The sequence below is a fragment of the Pseudoalteromonas sp. SR43-2 genome (genome assembly GCF_014163885.1).
GTDB classification, from domain to species: Bacteria; Pseudomonadota; Gammaproteobacteria; order Enterobacterales; family Alteromonadaceae; genus Pseudoalteromonas; species Pseudoalteromonas distincta.
This window is the reverse complement of the sequence record NZ_JACJED010000014.1, coordinates 33,425-49,775: the sequence shown is the minus strand read 5'-3', so window position 1 is coordinate 49,775 and position 16,351 is coordinate 33,425. Positions and strand designations below refer to the sequence as shown.

At 39.6% G+C, this 16,351-nt stretch carries 18 protein-coding genes; 9 read left to right on the top strand and 9 right to left on the bottom strand.

All coding sequences use genetic code 11. The features are described from left to right. Positions 1-65: 65 nt before the first annotated feature. From H5120_RS12725 to H5120_RS12715, 3 genes are all read right to left on the bottom strand, one after another. The gene (locus H5120_RS12725) at positions 66-683 is read right to left on the bottom strand and encodes a glutathione S-transferase family protein (protein ID WP_002962787.1); all 618 of its coding nucleotides are present in this window, start codon (positions 681-683) and stop codon (positions 66-68) included. 50 nt (positions 684-733) lie between these two features. After that, positions 734-1,762: an NADP-dependent oxidoreductase gene (locus H5120_RS12720; RefSeq protein ID WP_182674755.1), complete on the bottom strand. Its 1,029-nt coding sequence runs from the start codon at positions 1,760-1,762 to the stop codon at positions 734-736. Between the two features lie 179 nt (positions 1,763-1,941). Beyond that, positions 1,942-2,448, bottom strand: coding sequence for a GNAT family N-acetyltransferase (locus H5120_RS12715; RefSeq protein WP_182674752.1), 507 nt, complete (start codon positions 2,446-2,448; stop codon positions 1,942-1,944). A gap of 149 nt (positions 2,449-2,597) precedes the next feature. On the opposite strand from H5120_RS12715, the gene H5120_RS12710 reads away from it, so the two are divergent. After that, the gene (locus H5120_RS12710) at positions 2,598-3,803 is read left to right on the top strand and encodes an anhydro-N-acetylmuramic acid kinase (RefSeq protein WP_182674751.1); all 1,206 of its coding nucleotides are present in this window, start codon (positions 2,598-2,600) and stop codon (positions 3,801-3,803) included. Positions 3,804-3,844: 41 nt separating this feature from the next. Here the strand turns inward: H5120_RS12710 and H5120_RS12705 are convergent, their stop codons facing one another. Further along, positions 3,845-4,330, bottom strand: coding sequence for a hypothetical protein (locus H5120_RS12705; RefSeq protein ID WP_010554987.1), 486 nt, complete (start codon positions 4,328-4,330; stop codon positions 3,845-3,847). A 381-nt stretch (positions 4,331-4,711) separates the two neighbouring features. Between H5120_RS12705 and H5120_RS12700 the strand changes: the two genes are divergently transcribed. Further along, entirely contained in the window at positions 4,712-5,446 is a 735-nt protein-coding gene (locus H5120_RS12700; protein ID WP_182674749.1) for a hypothetical protein, read from the top strand. After that, entirely contained in the window at positions 5,433-5,918 is a 486-nt protein-coding gene (locus H5120_RS12695) for a hypothetical protein (RefSeq protein ID WP_182674747.1), read from the top strand. The genes H5120_RS12700 and H5120_RS12695 overlap by 14 nt, the downstream gene beginning before the upstream one ends. Positions 5,919-6,037: 119 nt before the next feature. Here the strand turns inward: H5120_RS12695 and H5120_RS12690 are convergent, their stop codons facing one another. Further along, entirely contained in the window at positions 6,038-6,232 is a 195-nt protein-coding gene (locus H5120_RS12690; RefSeq protein WP_310735976.1) for a porin, read from the bottom strand. A 170-nt stretch (positions 6,233-6,402) separates the two neighbouring features. Between H5120_RS12690 and H5120_RS12685 the strand changes: the two genes are divergently transcribed. Then, entirely contained in the window at positions 6,403-6,606 is a 204-nt protein-coding gene (locus H5120_RS12685) for a hypothetical protein (protein ID WP_182674745.1), read from the top strand. Between the two features lie 38 nt (positions 6,607-6,644). Here H5120_RS12685 and H5120_RS12680 read toward each other — a convergent pair whose 3' ends face one another. Together H5120_RS12680 and H5120_RS12675 are read right to left on the bottom strand one after the other, a co-directional pair. Next, a complete protein-coding gene (locus tag H5120_RS12680; protein ID WP_182674743.1) occupies positions 6,645-7,772 on the bottom strand; it encodes a zinc-binding dehydrogenase in 1,128 nt (375 codons plus the stop codon). A 43-nt stretch (positions 7,773-7,815) separates the two neighbouring features. After that, entirely contained in the window at positions 7,816-8,493 is a 678-nt protein-coding gene (locus H5120_RS12675) for a glutathione S-transferase family protein (protein ID WP_149592725.1), read from the bottom strand. 166 nt (positions 8,494-8,659) lie between these two features. Between H5120_RS12675 and H5120_RS12670 the strand changes: the two genes are divergently transcribed. The 4 genes from H5120_RS12670 (at position 8,660) to H5120_RS12655 (ending at position 12,873) form a co-directional block, all read left to right on the top strand. Continuing rightward, the gene (locus tag H5120_RS12670) at positions 8,660-9,586 is read left to right on the top strand and encodes a LysR family transcriptional regulator (RefSeq protein WP_182674741.1); all 927 of its coding nucleotides are present in this window, start codon (positions 8,660-8,662) and stop codon (positions 9,584-9,586) included. Between the two features lie 180 nt (positions 9,587-9,766). After that, positions 9,767-11,734: a hypothetical protein gene (locus tag H5120_RS12665; RefSeq protein ID WP_182674739.1), complete on the top strand. Its 1,968-nt coding sequence runs from the start codon at positions 9,767-9,769 to the stop codon at positions 11,732-11,734. Between the two features lie 83 nt (positions 11,735-11,817). Next, the gene (locus H5120_RS12660; protein ID WP_182674737.1) at positions 11,818-12,273 is read left to right on the top strand and encodes a thioredoxin family protein; all 456 of its coding nucleotides are present in this window, start codon (positions 11,818-11,820) and stop codon (positions 12,271-12,273) included. Between the two features lie 213 nt (positions 12,274-12,486). Further along, positions 12,487-12,873, top strand: coding sequence for a hypothetical protein (locus H5120_RS12655; RefSeq protein ID WP_033021542.1), 387 nt, complete (start codon positions 12,487-12,489; stop codon positions 12,871-12,873). A 65-nt stretch (positions 12,874-12,938) separates the two neighbouring features. Here H5120_RS12655 and H5120_RS12650 read toward each other — a convergent pair whose 3' ends face one another. Continuing rightward, positions 12,939-13,817 (bottom strand): LysR family transcriptional regulator, encoded by an 879-nt coding sequence (locus H5120_RS12650; RefSeq protein WP_182674735.1) that lies wholly within the window; start codon positions 13,815-13,817, stop codon positions 12,939-12,941. A gap of 121 nt (positions 13,818-13,938) precedes the next feature. Here H5120_RS12650 and H5120_RS12645 point away from each other — a divergent pair, with 121 nt between their 5' ends. Then, complete coding sequence (locus H5120_RS12645; RefSeq protein ID WP_182674733.1) at positions 13,939-15,003, top strand: YeiH family protein; 1,065 nt, start codon at positions 13,939-13,941, stop codon at positions 15,001-15,003. A 29-nt stretch (positions 15,004-15,032) separates the two neighbouring features. On the opposite strand, the gene H5120_RS12640 is transcribed toward H5120_RS12645, so the two are convergent. Next, positions 15,033-16,340 (bottom strand): DASH family cryptochrome, encoded by a 1,308-nt coding sequence (locus H5120_RS12640; RefSeq protein ID WP_182674731.1) that lies wholly within the window; start codon positions 16,338-16,340, stop codon positions 15,033-15,035. Between the last annotated feature and the right edge of the window lie 11 nt (positions 16,341-16,351).

Sequence of the window (16,351 nt, the reverse complement as noted above, 5' to 3'; positions counted from 1 at the left end):
TATTTTACAGGCATTAAAAAAGGGGCTAAATGCCCCTAGTGTTATATAAAATATTATATAAAGGTTTAGTCGTACTTTGCTTCTAGCTCATTAGCTGTATGAAACTTCTCATGGCTTTGTAATTGCTCGTCGTATTTAACGAGGTTTTTAAAGTGCGCTAATTGACCTGAGTTTTTAACAATTTCAACAATAAACGACATCATAAAGTCAGCGCCCGTTAGGGTATCGCCCACTAAATAACGTTTACCTTCTAGGCGGTCATTAAAGTAGCTAATTACTTTAGCTGTTTCAGCGTCGGCATAGCCTTCTAAAAACTGCGTTTTAGCGCCGTCTTTTAGTACAAACATTTTAAGTAAAAGCGGTAAAATTGCTGAGCTTTCTGCAAAGTGCAGCCATTGCTGGTAGTCAACATATTCAGCGGTATCTACTTTTGGAGCAAATTTGCCGTTACCGTATTTAGAAATAAGGTAGTCGGTAATAGCGCCTGATTCAGCAATAATTAAACCGCCATCTTCAATTACCGGTGACTTGCCAAGTTGATGAATATGCTTTAGTTCGTCAGGTGCTAGGAATGTGTCTTTATTACGCTGATAAGCCACAATTTCGTAGTCAACATCTAGCTCTTCTAAAAGCCAAATTATACGTTTAGAGCGGGATTTATTTAAATGGTGTAGTTTAATCATGTCAGTCCTTTTGTGGCTTGTAAGGGCTTTGCCTTACAAGCCGTATAAAATTAAAGTGGGTTATTAATTTTAACCACAGTTTTACCAAAGTTTTTACCGGATATCATATCGTTGAACGCGTCTACTGTATTTTCGATGCCTTCTACCATGTGCTCACGGTATTGAATTTTTCCGTCTTGTAGCCATTTTTGCATGTCTTGTGCAAACTCGTCGTAACGGTCGCCGTAATCATCAAAAATGATAAAGCCTTGCATTTTAATACGCTTAGTAAGCAATTGACCCATTAGCATACCTAAACGGTCTGGGCCTTCTGGTAAGCTAGTTGCGTTATATTGCGATACTAAACCACACAATGGTACGCGCGCTGCTGTATTTAGTAATGGTAATACGGCGTCGAATACTTTACCGCCCACATTTTCGTAATAAACATCTATGCCGTTATCACACGCTTTTTCTAGTTGGTCTGCAAAGTCATCAGCTTTGTGATCAATACAGGCATCAAACCCTAGTTTTTCAACGGCGTGTGCACATTTTTCGCTACCACCAGCAACACCGACTACTTTACAGCCTTTAATTTTAGCTATTTGACCAACCGTTGCACCTACTGGGCCTGTTGCTGCTGCAACAACTACGGTTTCGCCTTCTTTAGGCTGGCCAATATCAAGTAAACCCATGTAAGCAGTAAAGCCAGGCATACCCATAATACCTAATGCGTATGAAGGGTTTGCAGGCTCTTTACCTAACTGCATTAAGCCTTCGCCGTCGGTAATGGCGTAGTCTTGCCAACCTGTGTAGGCAAGTACCCACTCGCCTTCGCTAAACTTATCGTTTTTAGACTCTTCTATTTGGCACACGGTTGCGCCAACCATTACATCGCCAATATTAACTGGATCTGCGTACGACTTAGCATCGCTCATACGACCACGCATATACGGGTCTAGCGATAGGTATATAGTACGTAGTAAAACTTCGCCGTCTTTTAATGCAGGAAGCTCTACCGTTTTTAATTTAAAGTTTTCATCTGTTGGAGCGCCATTAGGGCGTGATTCAAGAGTAAGTTGGCGACTAGTCGTAGACATAAAAGACCTCCTATTAATATAAATAAACTACTTACCGAATGTTTACGTTTTAAAAATCGTGTTCAGCTAAACAATAATGCGCGGCTAAGCAGTATGAATATGTACAATGCGTACCTTAATAAAGGAGTTTTGGGCGGGTGGTTGATAATTCAACCTTTACGCAAATTTAATTAGAGTAATTAGTCTGCTTTGAGCTTACTAAATATATGATTGTTGTAAAATACCCCGTTTTTATAAATGGCCTGTTTAAGCACAGCCTCTTGCTCAAAGCCGCTCTTAGTAAGTGCTTTCATAGAGCCGGTATTACCAGCAAACACGGCACCAAAAATTCTGTTTAAGTGTGAGCTTGCAAACGCTTCATTGCATATAAGTTCAATAGCGCGAGTAATAATGCCTTTCCCCCAATAGGCTTTATTAAGCCAATAACCAATTTCGCCACTGCGGTTGTATTCAAATTCGCCGGGAGTTATACCAATACAGCCCGCAAATTGCCCATTTACAACAATGGCCTTAGCCGTTGCATCAATTACGCCGTTTTTTGAGCCTTGGTTTATCCACCAGTTTGCATCGGCTTTCGTATACGGAAACGGAATTTTTGACGATAAATAACGCGTTACCTGTTCATCATTTAAGGTATTAATAATAAAAGGCGCGTCTTGGGCTTTAAACTCTCTGAGGGTGATCATATTTTTTCATAAATTTTTAGTATGCACACTAACTTAACAATCATTTAAGAGTTAAACAATCAGAACCTAAATTAAACGCTTTACGGCTATTACTTTGTTTTAAAGTCCTCTAATATAAGCAAAATATTACACCTATTTTAGATGCCATTATGCACCCTCACATTAAAGCGCTTTATAACAGCGCCCTAAAACCAAGCCGTTTAATTATTGGTTTAATGAGCGGCACCTCGTTGGATGGGCTTGATGTTGCACTGTGTAAAGTAACGGGCGCGGGCTTAAATACTCACATTGAGGTTTTAAATTTTACCACCGTTGACTACAACGACGATTATAAAACTAAAATAAAGCAGGTATTTGCCAAACGAGAGTGCGATTTAGAGCTTGTAACTTTACTGCACCCGTGGGTAGGTAAACTCCATGGCAATATGGTTAATCAGTGCTTAGCTAAGTGGAATATAAACCCAGCAAGTATTGATGTAATAGCAAGCCACGGGCAAACCATTTACCACTGCCCGCAGTCGCAGCATAACCATAAAAGCTTTACTAATGGCACCTTACAAATTGGCGATAGTGACCAGATAGCCGTTACTACGGGTATTACTACCATTGGTGATTTTAGGCAAAAACACATAGCCGCAGGAGGCGAGGGCGCACCGCTTGCTGTGTATGGCGATTATTTGTATTTTTCGAGCGCTGCTGAGAGTCGGGTTTTGCTAAATATGGGCGGCATAGCTAACTTAACGTTTTTACCCAAAAATTGTGATGCAAACGGTGTGTTTAGCTCCGACATTGGCCCCGGTAATACCATTATGGATGCCTACGTACAGCAACATTTTAAAGATATGCATTATGACGATGGCGCAAAAATAGCAAAAGCAGGCAAGGTAAATACACCATTATTAAATGCATTATGTAATAACGCATTTTTTAAACTCCCAATGCCTAAAACCACAGGGCCTGAGGTATTTAACTTAGCGTATTTAAACGCCGCACAGCAGCTTACAAATACACAGCACTTAAGCCATGAAGATGTAATGGCCACTTTAAATACCTTTACTGCAACCGCTATAGCAAATGCATTAAACGAGTGTGCAGAGCGCGAACAAAATTGTGTGGTGTATGCAAGTGGTGGGGGTATTCATAACCCATTACTAATGGCGCAACTTACAGCGCTTTGCCCACGTATTAAGGCTTTTAAAAATACCGACGATTTAGGTATAAACCCTGATGCAAAAGAGGCTGTGTTATTTGCTATTTTAGCAAACGAATGTCTAGCAGGAGAGCAGCAACACCTAAGTAACACCGCACAAGGTATTGCGGGAGTTACTATGGGTAAAGTAAGTTTTGCTGATTAATAACTTATAAGACGCGTCGCGTAATTTAAGTGCAGCCAGCACTAAAACAGCGATAAAAACGTAGAACCCATACTCGCAAAGTAGCTACGAACGCCCTGTGACTTGGTATGTTCAGTTTTTATTTGCTCAGGAATATAGCCTTGCTCAAATGCTTTAATGTACACATCGAGTTGCTGGCTTTCTTTTAAGGTCGTGTTTTTTCCGTGCAGCATCATTTGCACTACAAAACACTGGCTTTGTGTAATGTTACTTAAAGTAAGGTTTACAGTACCAGATTCAAGGTCTGCATTGCTCAGCGTTTTTTCAGTAAAATACTGCGCCCCACGCGCACTGGGCTGCGTTGCACTTAGTGAAATAACATCGCTCTCATTTGCGCCATCAGGCAACACACATTGCAGCGTGATGTTATGCGCAGCATTGGCTTTTAGCGATAGCTTTTCATATTCCATAGCGTGGCTCATCGCCGCAGACATAGAATCATCAAATGATTGCAGTGCAAATGTTAGTTGCACTAAGGGTGTACTCATCTTACTTAGTCTTCTTGATTATAAAAAATACAGTTCGAGTTTGAATTATCACCTGTTGAGGTTACAGAATTATGACTGGTGTAAAAATAAGTATAAAAGGGTAGATGAGTTGAAGGGTATAATTGCAAAAATAAGATTGCTTTTATCTCATTGCTTGGTAATTAAAAACTAAGCAATATACATACGAGTACTAATTAATAACTATAAACAGAATGCTCCGCATTTTTACATATGTATTAATTGTTTTTTTAAATCATTGAAATCTTAGTTGAAGTAATGGATATACAGCTTAATTCGAAGTATGATTTAAATGATCATACAAGTAATATTAATATATAGATGGTTGTACAAAAAAATGTTATCTCATAAAAGGAGTTTGAATTGAGTTCTTCAATAATTTTAAATAATAGAAACGTTAAAAAAAAAATAAGTAAAGGCCATTTAAGAAAAATCTGGAGCAGCCAAAGCGTCTCAGATTTATTATTAGATGAAGTTGCAAGGGAACTAAATGATAGTCTTGTTATTGGGCAAATAAATAGTGAATTAAGGCTTTGTCATTTTTTGGCACAAGCTAGAAAGGAGGTCGGAGCGAAGTTTTCTTTAGAGGAAAATTTAAATTATAGGCCTGCAATATTAAAAGCTACTTTTTCTTATTATCGAAATAATCCAGCAGAAGCTGATAAACATGGCTATGATCCTGCAAATAATCAACGAGCAGATACAAGAGCAATAGCTAACAATGCTTATGCAAATAGAATAGGTAATGGTGATGCAGTATCTGGGGATGGCTGGAATTTTAGAGGGAGAGGCATAATACAACTGACTGGTAAAGCAAACTATACTTCAGTACAGGCATCACATAATTCATATTGGAATGAAACTAAAAACTTCATATCTTCACCTCAATTATTATCCACACCAAAGTACGCTGTTAGATCTGCATTAGCATTTTGGCGAATCAATGAATTGTATAAATTAGCTGATAAAGGCTCATCAAAGAATGTTACGGATTCGATTACAAAAAAGGTTAACAAATATACTAATAGTTACGACAGTCGTCATAAAATATTAGCTGAATTAGTTAGAAATAAGGTATTCAAAGATGTTTTTCAATAAATCAGTGTTTTTAGTTTTTACTTTATTATCAGGCTGTTCTATAGCTGAAAGTGCTGATACTTTTTCTTTAAGCGAAATGAGTGAAACACAATACTTGCTTGAAACAACAACGCAGCCAACTATTAAAGTTATTGCTGATATGCAAGGAGCTGACGAGCTAGAATTAGTAAGGGTTTATGATTTAACGTGTAATAGTGTTAACTACCAAGTGCCTGCCGTTAAGGGAGATATCGAAAACGCGGAATCTATTGCTGAACACATTGAGTATTTTATATTTAAAAACGTAGGCGATAATTTATCAGCGATTAAAACAATCGGATCTATTGAGGTTAAAAGGCGAAGTGACGGTATTGTAGTTAATGAGCACACCATCGACCCATCACTGGCCAATTTTAATAAAAACCTGTGTAATAGTATTAACCGCAGCGGCGATATGGATTACCCAATACAATTTGCTGATGCTGGTAATTAGTATTTATAAACTAACTTAAATGTTATTTACTAGGTAACTATAAAGCCCCTGTATTAAACGTAACGTTTAATACAGGGGCTTTATAGTTTTAGGCTAACCGACTAAACACGCAAAGCGCATTAAAATGAATACTGCAGCCTTAATGAGATAGCATTACCCGATGTGATAGTGCCGCCCGCCTCAAAGTAATTGGCTTTAATGTAGTCGGCCATAAATTTTAAGTTTTTGTTTACGATGTAGTTAACGCCGAGGGCGTAGGTTTTTGCGTCTTGTTTTTCTTGCTTGAGCTTAAGTAAGCTATAGCGGCCTGTAATTCCTGAGCCTGGCTCTGAGCTTGCGCTTAGGTGACCATTAAAATAGCAAACATACAGCTGTAGAATTAATCAAATAGGTCACACGTCACAGGGAAATAGTCGTTAATAAAATTGTAGTATTTAAATAAGTTTGATGAAAATAGTTGTTCAAAACATAAAAGGAATTAAAAATGAAAAACGTAAATCCGTGGCTTATATCTGCTCTTATTTTAGCTTTATTAAATAATGTTTTTAGGATCTGGTTTGGCAACACTATGATTGGCTTTTTCATTGCACTAATACTTTCTTTAGCATGTATACCTTTAATAAAAGCAGTGCAGGGGAAAGGCAATATAAAAAGCCCTTGTGCTAAACATAAAAAAGCAGATACCTAATTAGTATCTGCTTTTTAATTTTAACGAAGAATATTTAATTAAGCTTGAGGTTTAATTAAGTACTTCTCCCCGGTGGCTTGTTTAGAATAAGCCGCGATTGACTGTAAATGTAACACCTCAGCTAATGACACTTCGTGCGTGTAGTTGCTCGCAAATGTAGTGGTGATTTCATCAGCAACGCGTTTGCGCATTTTCATTACTGTATCTGTGCCTAATTTACCTAAGGCATTAAATAACAAGAACCCGTTTACAGCCCATGCAAAACCAAAGTTACGGTTTAATGTAATAGGGCCGCGGTCTAGTGCGCCATAAATGTACACTTGTTTAAATGTATCAGAGCCATAAATTGTGTGCTCTTTCATATCGCGCGCAGCTGCAACTTCCATACAGTTAAGAATGTCACTTGTTAGTTGGCCGCCACCGATTGGGTCAAACGCTATAGTTGCACCGGTTTCGATTATTGCAGCTGTTAGGTCAGCAAGAAAAGTGTCGCTGCTTGAGTTAACAATATATTTTGCACCCATATCGCGCAGTAATTTTTCTTGTTCTGGTTTACGAACAATATTTATTAAATCAACGCCATCGGCAATACAAATACGGTTTAGCATTTGGCCAAGGTTAGAAGCTGCAGCCGCGTGAATAATAGCTTTATGACCTTCAGCGCGCATGGTTTCTACCATTGCTAGTGCGGTAAGTGGGTTAACAAAAGATGATGCACCTTCTTTAGCGGTAGTCCCTTCTTTTAGCTCTAAGCAACTTTGTACATTGGCACATATAAATTGACGATACGTACCGCCGCCAATTACTGCAACGGTTTTACCCATTAATGCTTGTGCGGCTGGTGATGAGCCAGCTGCTACTACGGTGCCAGCACCTTCATTACCTACAGGTGTTGCTTTACCAACACGTGTTTTAAGTGATGGCATAAATTGAGCTGGAACATCAGCAGTAATTACTGGGTTTTCATCAGTACCTGATTGCTTTGCAGTAGACATATCAGCTGCGCTGAATAAAACGCCTAAGTCTGATGGATTTAATGGTGCAGCTTCAATACGAATAACCACTTCATCGGCATTTGGCTCTGGCATCTCGATGTTTTTTAAGGCAAGTGTGAGTTTATTGTCTTCGCTGATAGTTGAAGTAAGTTGGATATTTTTATCTGTCATAATACTGTTCCTATAAATTGAGAATGGGTAGCGTATAGCGTAATTACTTGCTTTGAGCTGCCTGTATTTGTGCTGTTACCTTTTGCATAAACTCAGGCATATTTGCTTGGCGATCTGCCTCTATTTGCTGTGCAATAGTCGATTGGCTCATTTTTACTTGCCATTCTTTCATACCTGGGATTTCGGCCAATACATCCCAATTAAGCTCTTTTGGCGTGAATGCGTTAACCACTGTATTTACGTAGTAAACGTAAATATCTGCCATGCTAAATTGTTCGCCTGCTATCCACGGCGAAAAATGCGTTAATTCACAAAGGGCGTTTACACCGCGCGTTAATAGCTTGCGAATGTCGTCTTTTACGTGTTCAGGTGCAGGGGAGCCTGTAAATACATACGGGATTAAGCGTCTGCTTGGCAACTCAAAGTAAAGCTCACTTATTTTCATAATTTGGCGAACAAAAGCACGCTCGGCTGAATCTTCAGGGTATAGCGTGTTGCTTGGGTAGGTTTCTTCAAGGTAGTCGCAAATAACGCTCGATTCTGCAATATTTAGCCCATCAGCGGTGGTAATAGCCGGTACTTTTCCCATAGGGTTTATAGCTAAAAACTGCTCGTCGTTGTTGTATATAAGGTGCTCATTAAATGGCAGCTCTTTGTGTAAAAGTACATGCTTAACCAAGTTGTAATAGTTACTAGCTGCGAAGCCGTGCAAAGTGATCATAATGTAGCCTTTGGTTTTAAGCTTTAACTATTGGCGTTAAATAAATTAAAGCGTGTATATAAGTTAAGATCATTATTACTTGTTTTAATTTGCTTATATATAGGGGAAAATGCGAATCACTTTTGTCTTTAAGACAATAAAGCATTTTATTTAATGGAGAGGCAACTTGGATCAACTAAAAGCCATACGATATTTTATAAAAGTAGTCGAAACAGGCAGTTTTACTAAAGCTGCAAAAGGGTTTGGTGTGCCGCCTTCGTCGTTGTCACGGCGAGTTGCTGATTTAGAAAAAAGCCTAGGTGCGACGCTTTTAAAGCGCTCGACCCGCATAGTTAAATTGACCGAAGTTGGGCAAATTTACTATAACGATGTTCAGCAAATATTAAATCAGCTAGAGCAAAGCCACGAAACTGTACGCAGTTATCAAACAACACCAATGGGGCGATTATGTATAAGCTCAATGGTAAGTTTTGGTGACAAAATATTACTGCCACTGCTAGATGAATTTAGCGCGCTATACCCCGAAATTATATTAGATGTTAGCTTAAGTGATGAGCTGTCGACACTCGGGCGTGACGACGTTGATATAGCCATTCGTGGAGGGTATGCGCCAAATGAACGCGTGCTAGCAATAAAACTAATGGATAACGGCTTTATTCCTGTTGCGTCACCCTGCTATTTACAAAAATACGGTATGCCCACTAATGTTATGGAATTAAAGGGCCACAGTGGCCTTTATTTTAAAACGCCAGCGGGGCCAACGCCTTGGTTATGTAAAGTAGATGATCAATGGCACGACGTTTCTGGGCCTGCGGTCGCTATTTCAAATAACGGATCGTGGCTGGCTAAAAAAGCGTGTAATGGCGAGGGCATTTTAATGTCAACTCGATGGGCGCTCGACTCATACCTTGAGTCTGGCCAGTTGCAAGAGCTTAAGTTTGAGCATGAATTAGCTATAAGCCAAAATGCGACTATGGCGGTTTATTTGTTGTATCAAAAGCAGCGCTATTTAGTACCAAAGGTAAAAGCGGCGGTCGACTTTTTAGTAAAAAGAATTAAAGAAACAGATGGAAGTGTTAAGCGAATAGAATAGTGAATTGTCGCATGGCGCTGCGCTTATCCGACCTACGCTTATTCGATTTAGATTTATGCTTATTTAATTTATTAATGGGTTGTTTGTATAAATAATAGGTAAAAAACATCTCCTTAAGCTAAAGCTTTTAATGCTGTGACCGATAAATTACTTAACAGGGTTTAGCGATTAAGGATAATCATGGTTAATAATGCACTTGGCAGCCAGTCTAATTTAAGCACTTTACTTGCCCAATCAGTTAATAACGCTAATCAAACCTCTGTGAGTCCTTCGCTACTAACCGGTAGCGACCTTCAAGCTATTAATGATTTACAAACTAACGCCCCCAAAATATCCGATGAATTATTAAGCCAGCTAAATAACGAAACTATTGACGAAGCACTAGCCAGTAATCAAAAAGTAGAGGACGTTTTAAAGCAGCAACTTACCTCGTTATTTACAATTTCAAGCACGCCGAGCACGCTTAACTATAAACTCTCCGATGAAGAACTCGCCCTGCGCACCGTAATAAGCTCTCAGCATGAGGGGTTATTAAAAAACGAAAATAGCACCCAATTAATTGAGCGATTAAATACGTCGGTTAAAAATATTCAGGGTGCTTATGCTAATACCAGCGATATTTTATCGAGTTTAGGTCAGCTTGGGCATGAGCAAAAAACGTTTTTAGCCTCAAGCCAGCAACGTGTTGAGCGTTCACTTAATCCATACATGGAAAGCCTTAATCGCGCAAAATACGAGGATGACGATAACTACCTGTTTGAGCTCTCGGTAAAAACTAAAGAGGGTGATGTTATAAACATTACCTTTAACTCATCACAAGGTTATGACGAAGAAACCGGTGAAGCGATAGATGGCTTTGGCATAAGTTACGAAGTTAATGGCAATTTATCTGAGGCTGAACATGGCGCTTTAACGCAGGTTATGGCGGGTGTTGGCGAAATGGCCGATGAGTTTTTTAAAGTGAGTGAGAACTCATTTAACCCTATTATAGTGCCAAACCAAACAGACATGAGCTTAGATTTTTTAGCGGGCTTTAATAGTGAACAGTTAGCCGGTTTTAATGTGTCGTTTTCAACAACGCAAAATGATGCGCTTGATACAGGAGAGAACACACTTGATTTAAGTTACTCCATTGATGAAGCATCAAACCAGCAAGCACTTGTGTTTAAAGCCTTAGGTGGGCAAAACGACATTGATTTTGCACTCGATATGTCAACCATTGGCGCTAAAGACACGCAGCAAATGCAGCAGTATTTAGCGTCGCTAGATCAAAGCCTAGAAGATAGCCGAGTAAACAGTACCCAGGACGATAAAGAGTCGGCATTTGGGCGCAAAGGCGATGAGGCAATGCAGCAAGGTTTTGCATTGTTTAAAGGCGCTTTTGCAAGTATGTCGTCAGCGGCAGAGCGTTATAGCAATATTGAGTCGCTTGCAGATAAGCACTTTAATGACGGACGCGCTATGGTTGCTGATTTGGTTGATAACATGATTACAGACGATCCCCGTTACCAAGGACTCGGTAATAAAGCACCCAATACTTTAGGGGCGGGTATTTCTAAGCTCGCTGATTTTGATGCCACTTTTTCATATGCGCTGGATAACGGCGACTATCAGCCTAAAAGTACTATTGAGCTAAGCCAAGTAACTGAACAAAGCCAATTAGGGGATCTTAGCGGTGTAACACAAAGTAAAAACGTAAGTAGTCACTTTGATTATCAATACAGTCGCCCCGACTACTACGACAAAGAAGAGAGTTATAACGTAAACACCGCAGTTAAGAATAAAGAACTTGTGGGGCTTGATCAGTCTCACGCGGTTGATGTTGATACAAAAATGTTTGAGTTTAATCCGCAAACCAATCAATACGAGCTGCAAATGGCGATGCAAGAGCAAACAGTTAGTAAAAGCGACATTCGCTTAATTGACGATATTTGGCTTGAAGAAAACGAAAACAGCTACAACATGAATAAAAAAGAGCGCGATGAGAGTGATGACAAGCAAGACGATTTTATAGAAACGAACCGCCACTCGTATACTAAGCTTGCTACCTTAATTGGTGATTTAGACAAGCTAGCTGAGAATAAAGACGTAAGGCGAGAATATTTAACTAACTTATCGCAAGTTAACTTTTTTATGGATAAAAAGTAACGGTTTTGAGTTGTTCACTCCACACTCAATATTGGGTATAGTCGTTTAATACCTAAATTAATACCTAAATTAAGAGCAACCTTATGTTTAAACAATTAATTTTACTGTGCGCTTTAAGCATGCCGCTTGTAAGCTATGCTACAGCGCCATTTTCGGGCGAGATAAGTACGCAAGCACTGCTAAGCGACTACGACAAGTTTAACGAGCAATACAAAGCGTATACACCAACAACACAAGATATAGCCCTAATGCAAAAGCTAGAAGGCAAAGAGCTTATTGTATTATTTGGAACGTGGTGCCACGACAGTGAGCGCGAAGTGCCAAAACTCATTAAGTTAATTGATGCATCGAAAGTACAACTTGCAAGCATTGACTATGTGGCCGTAGGTTACAACAAGCAAGACGATGCAGGCATTGCACAGGCTCACGACTTACAATACACACCAACGTTTATTGTTAAACAAAATGGCAAAGAGTTGGTACGCGTAATTGAAAAGCCAACGGGTACGTTAGCGCAAGACTTAACTCAGGGTTTGTAAGTTCAGCTTGCTTGTATTTGGTTTACCGATTTAACTAATAGGTTTATGAGGTAGCTGCTGGACTCATATAACTAGTCTCCTGGTACTTTAATGTGTAAGGCCAAGTTTTACCCCTTTGGCTGAGCCAAAATAGGAATTCAGCTATGGTTTGTATATCAATTAAAACAAATAAAAAACGAATTAATCTACAAGCTCGTTGTGGTATGTCTTAATATGTCTAAGGAGCTACGTAAAAATTTGATTGCTGCGATTCTTAGTCCTTTAATTGCATTACCAGTACTTGGTTTTTGTTATTTTTATGCGGGTATCGAAAACTATACTTCTGTGAGTTCATTAATTTCAGGTGTTGGTTTTGGTGTATCAATAGGGGTGGGAAGTTTATTTTATTTTTATCCTTTAATGTTCATTTACGGATTACCTATTAGCTTATTACTCCAAAAGTTAAATTTATTTAAATTACCTGTAGTTTTAATCTTAAGCATACTTCCAGTTTTTTTACTCAGTCTATTTAGTGAATTTAATCGTGAAACATTGGTTCTTCATTTATTAGTACTTTCAATGGGTTCAACTAGTTGGCTTATATATAATAAATTAAGGTAACACCACAATAAGCGATTAATGTTACACAACCGTTTTCTTACTCGGCTTACAGCTCAGATCAAACATTATTCACTAAACAGGCTTTTTTCGAATGCTTGCGCAGCATGTGAAGACGGTCTGTCTTTATAATGCAATTGATAAAGTGGCCGAGAGAGTTGCTCGTTATTTTTTTGGCTCAGGCGTGTTAATTTGCCTAGTTGCACTAAATCCTCAGTAACTACATTTGGCAATAAAGCGACCCCCATACCTTGAGCGACGGCCCTTGCTATGGCTTCGTTGCTGCCTAATTGCATACTTTGCTCTGCTTGTACGCCATGCTCTGCTAATAACTTAACCGACACCTCTAAAGTGCCAGAGCCTGGCTCGCGTAATAACCAAAATTGATTGTTTAACCATGCTTTTAAGTTTTTAGTGGGCTTAAAGTTACTAGGTATAACAACACTCATTAAATCGTTTTGCCAGTGCTTACTTATGATATGCGGCTCGGTGGGGGTGCCCTCAACCAGTGCTAAATCTATAGTGCATTCTAGCAATGCGTGCTCAATTTGCGCGGTATTGGCAACTTGTACTTCTACTTTTATATGCGGATACTGCGCGCAAAAATTAGCTAAATAGGGCGGTAGCCAATAACTGGCAATGGTTGTACTGGTGCCTATAACGAGTGTGCCGCGCTTAAGCCCTGTGCGTGATTTAATATCTTCAATGGCGGCTTTTTCAATGGCAAAAATGCTACGTGCATGATCATACAAGGCTTGGCCGCCCTCGCTTAAGGTAAGTTTTTTGCCTTTAGATGCACGCTCTATAAGTTGAATATTTAATTGGTGCTCAAGCTCTTTTAGCGCTTTAGATACAGCGGGTTGGCTTATAAAAAGCGCCTCGGCTGCGCCTGAAAAACTACCAAGCTTTGCTACCGTATAAAACACCCGAAGTGCATGCAAGTTCATTGTGTCTCTCAAATTACATAACTTTAAGTTATCGAATCATGATTTTAATGTATTGGAGTTATATTTTGCGCTTTCTTAAAATGAAGTCAACAGTTTAACGTTGTTCAATTGAGAGAATATTATGCTTAGCGCTATTAAAAATTTGGGTATTAATACTAAGCAATACGGCGATACGCGCTGGTGGTTAGGTATGCTGCTGGTGGTTGTTTTGGCGGGAGCATCTGTTGCATTAAGTAAGTTACCCATAATGCAAAGTGCGCAATTTAGCTCTTTAACTATTGGTATAGTGCTTGGCATTATTGTGGGTAACAGTGTGTTTTCGCGTATTGCTACGCAAACCGATATAGGTGTTGATTACGCTAAAAGTATATTGCTTAAAGCGGGGGTTGTGTTGTTTGGGTTTAGAATTACCTTTGCGCAAGTAGCGGGTGTAGGCTGGGAAGGCTTATTAATCGATGTTGTAATGCTGTTAGGCACATTTATTTTGGCAGTGCAGCTAGGTAAGCGCGTATTTAAGCTTGATGAACAAACAACCATATTAATTGGCGCAGGTAGCTCTATTTGTGGCGCAGCAGCTGTAATGGCAACCGAGCCTGTAATAAAGGCGCAGGCGCATAAAGTATCGGTAGCTGTAGCAACGGTGGTGGTGTTTGGCACGTTAAGCATGTTTGCCTACCCAATCATGTTTGATTACATGGGACTGAGTGAACACGCTTACGGTATTTTTGTAGGCTCAACTATTCATGAAGTAGCGCAAGTGGTTGCAGCGGGCACAGCTGTAAGCGCCAATGCTGCAGATACCGCCGTTATAGAAAAAATGCTAAGGGTGATGATGCTTGCGCCATTTTTAGTGGGCTTATCGTTTTGGCAAAGTAAAAAGCATGCAAATATAAACGCGCCTGGCGGCGAGCAAAAAGCAGGTATTACGATCCCTTGGTTTGCGGTGTTATTTATTGTGGCAAGTGGTGTACATTCGCTATCAGTTATTCCTCAAGTGGCTACAAGCGCAGTTGTTTGGTTTGATAATATATTACTCACCATTGCGATGGTGGCTTTAGGCTTACGCACACATGTAGGGGCAATTCGCCAAGCGGGTATTAAACCGCTGTTACTGGCGCTGTGTTTATTTTTGTTTTTAACATTGGGTGGTTACGCTATTAATATAGGCATTGCTGAGCTGTTTTAAACGTTACTTGGTAAAAGTTGATTGGCGGCTTAAATTGGCCAATCAACTTCGTTTAAGGTATCCAGCTGCGTGCTGGTATTTTCATTGCCTTGCCATTTATTAGTGTAAACAGCGTGCGGGTCAAACTGTAACGTTTGTTTTTCAATATTGAAGTGCCTACCACCACGCGGATCAACGCCTACACCTACTATATATTGCCAATTACCCCAATTAGCGGCTACATCGTAATCAATCAATTGTTGTTCAAAATAAGCTGCCCCATAGCGCCAATCAAGGCCAAGCTCGTTCACTAAGCAGCTTGCTGCAATTTGCCTTGCTCTATTTGATATATAACCCGTAGCGTTTAGCTCGTTCATAATGGCATTGACTAATGGGTAGGGTGTTGAGCCATTACACCATGCAGCAAAGCGGTTTGGCATAAATGTAGTAAGGGGTTTTGTTTGCTTTTGGCCTTTAAAATTAAACAGGCTTTTACCTGCCTTAAGTGCATGCCATTTAAAATATTCTCGCCATAGCAATTCAAATTTAATCCAGTAAGTAGACTCGTTTGTTATTTGGTTATGTTCGTACGCCTCAACTGCTTTATAAACTTGCCGCGCACTTACACAGCCAAAAGCAAGCCAGGTACTAAATTTTGTGGTGTTATTAAAGCCATCAAGCTCGTTTCGAGTTATTTTATAAGTACTTGGTAGTAAACCTGAAAAGTATTGCTTTAAGTGTGTTTGCGCACTTTTAAACCCGCCATGCATTACACCATTATTTGCTATACGCTCTAAAGGTTTTTTAGCGCACAAGGTTATTGGCTGAGGGAGCAAACCGTTTGGTAATGTTGAAAGTGAAATGGGGCTAGTGGCGGCCTCTACCTCTTTACGAAACGGGGTAAAGTGTTTAGGTAATTCGCTTAAATCAAACGGTAGGTCACTTTGTTTAAAGAGCGTGTCTTGCTGCGCTCCTGTAAATTTAGTATTAGGGCAATGTGCTTTGAGTAAGTTTATTTGGCGTTGCTCGTACAGGCCAAATTGCTCGCTGTATACAACTTCATCAATATTTTGCTCATTAATACGCGCTTTCAAAAGCGATACAGGTTCGCCTTCAAGTACATGCAGTGTTTGCCCACGCTCAATAAGTGCTTGTTGGAGTTCATACAAGCTTTGCATTAAAAACTGCTGTTTATGCACGCCATACGGCTTTTGTTGATAGTTATTATTTTTAAACCAGTGCGGGTTTATAACAAATACAATATCGAGCGCGCATTGCTCAGTAGCAAGTTCGCTTAAAATAGGGTTGTCGTCTATTCGTAAATCGTTTTGTAGCCAATATAAAATGCGTTTGCTCATAGGTTTGCTCA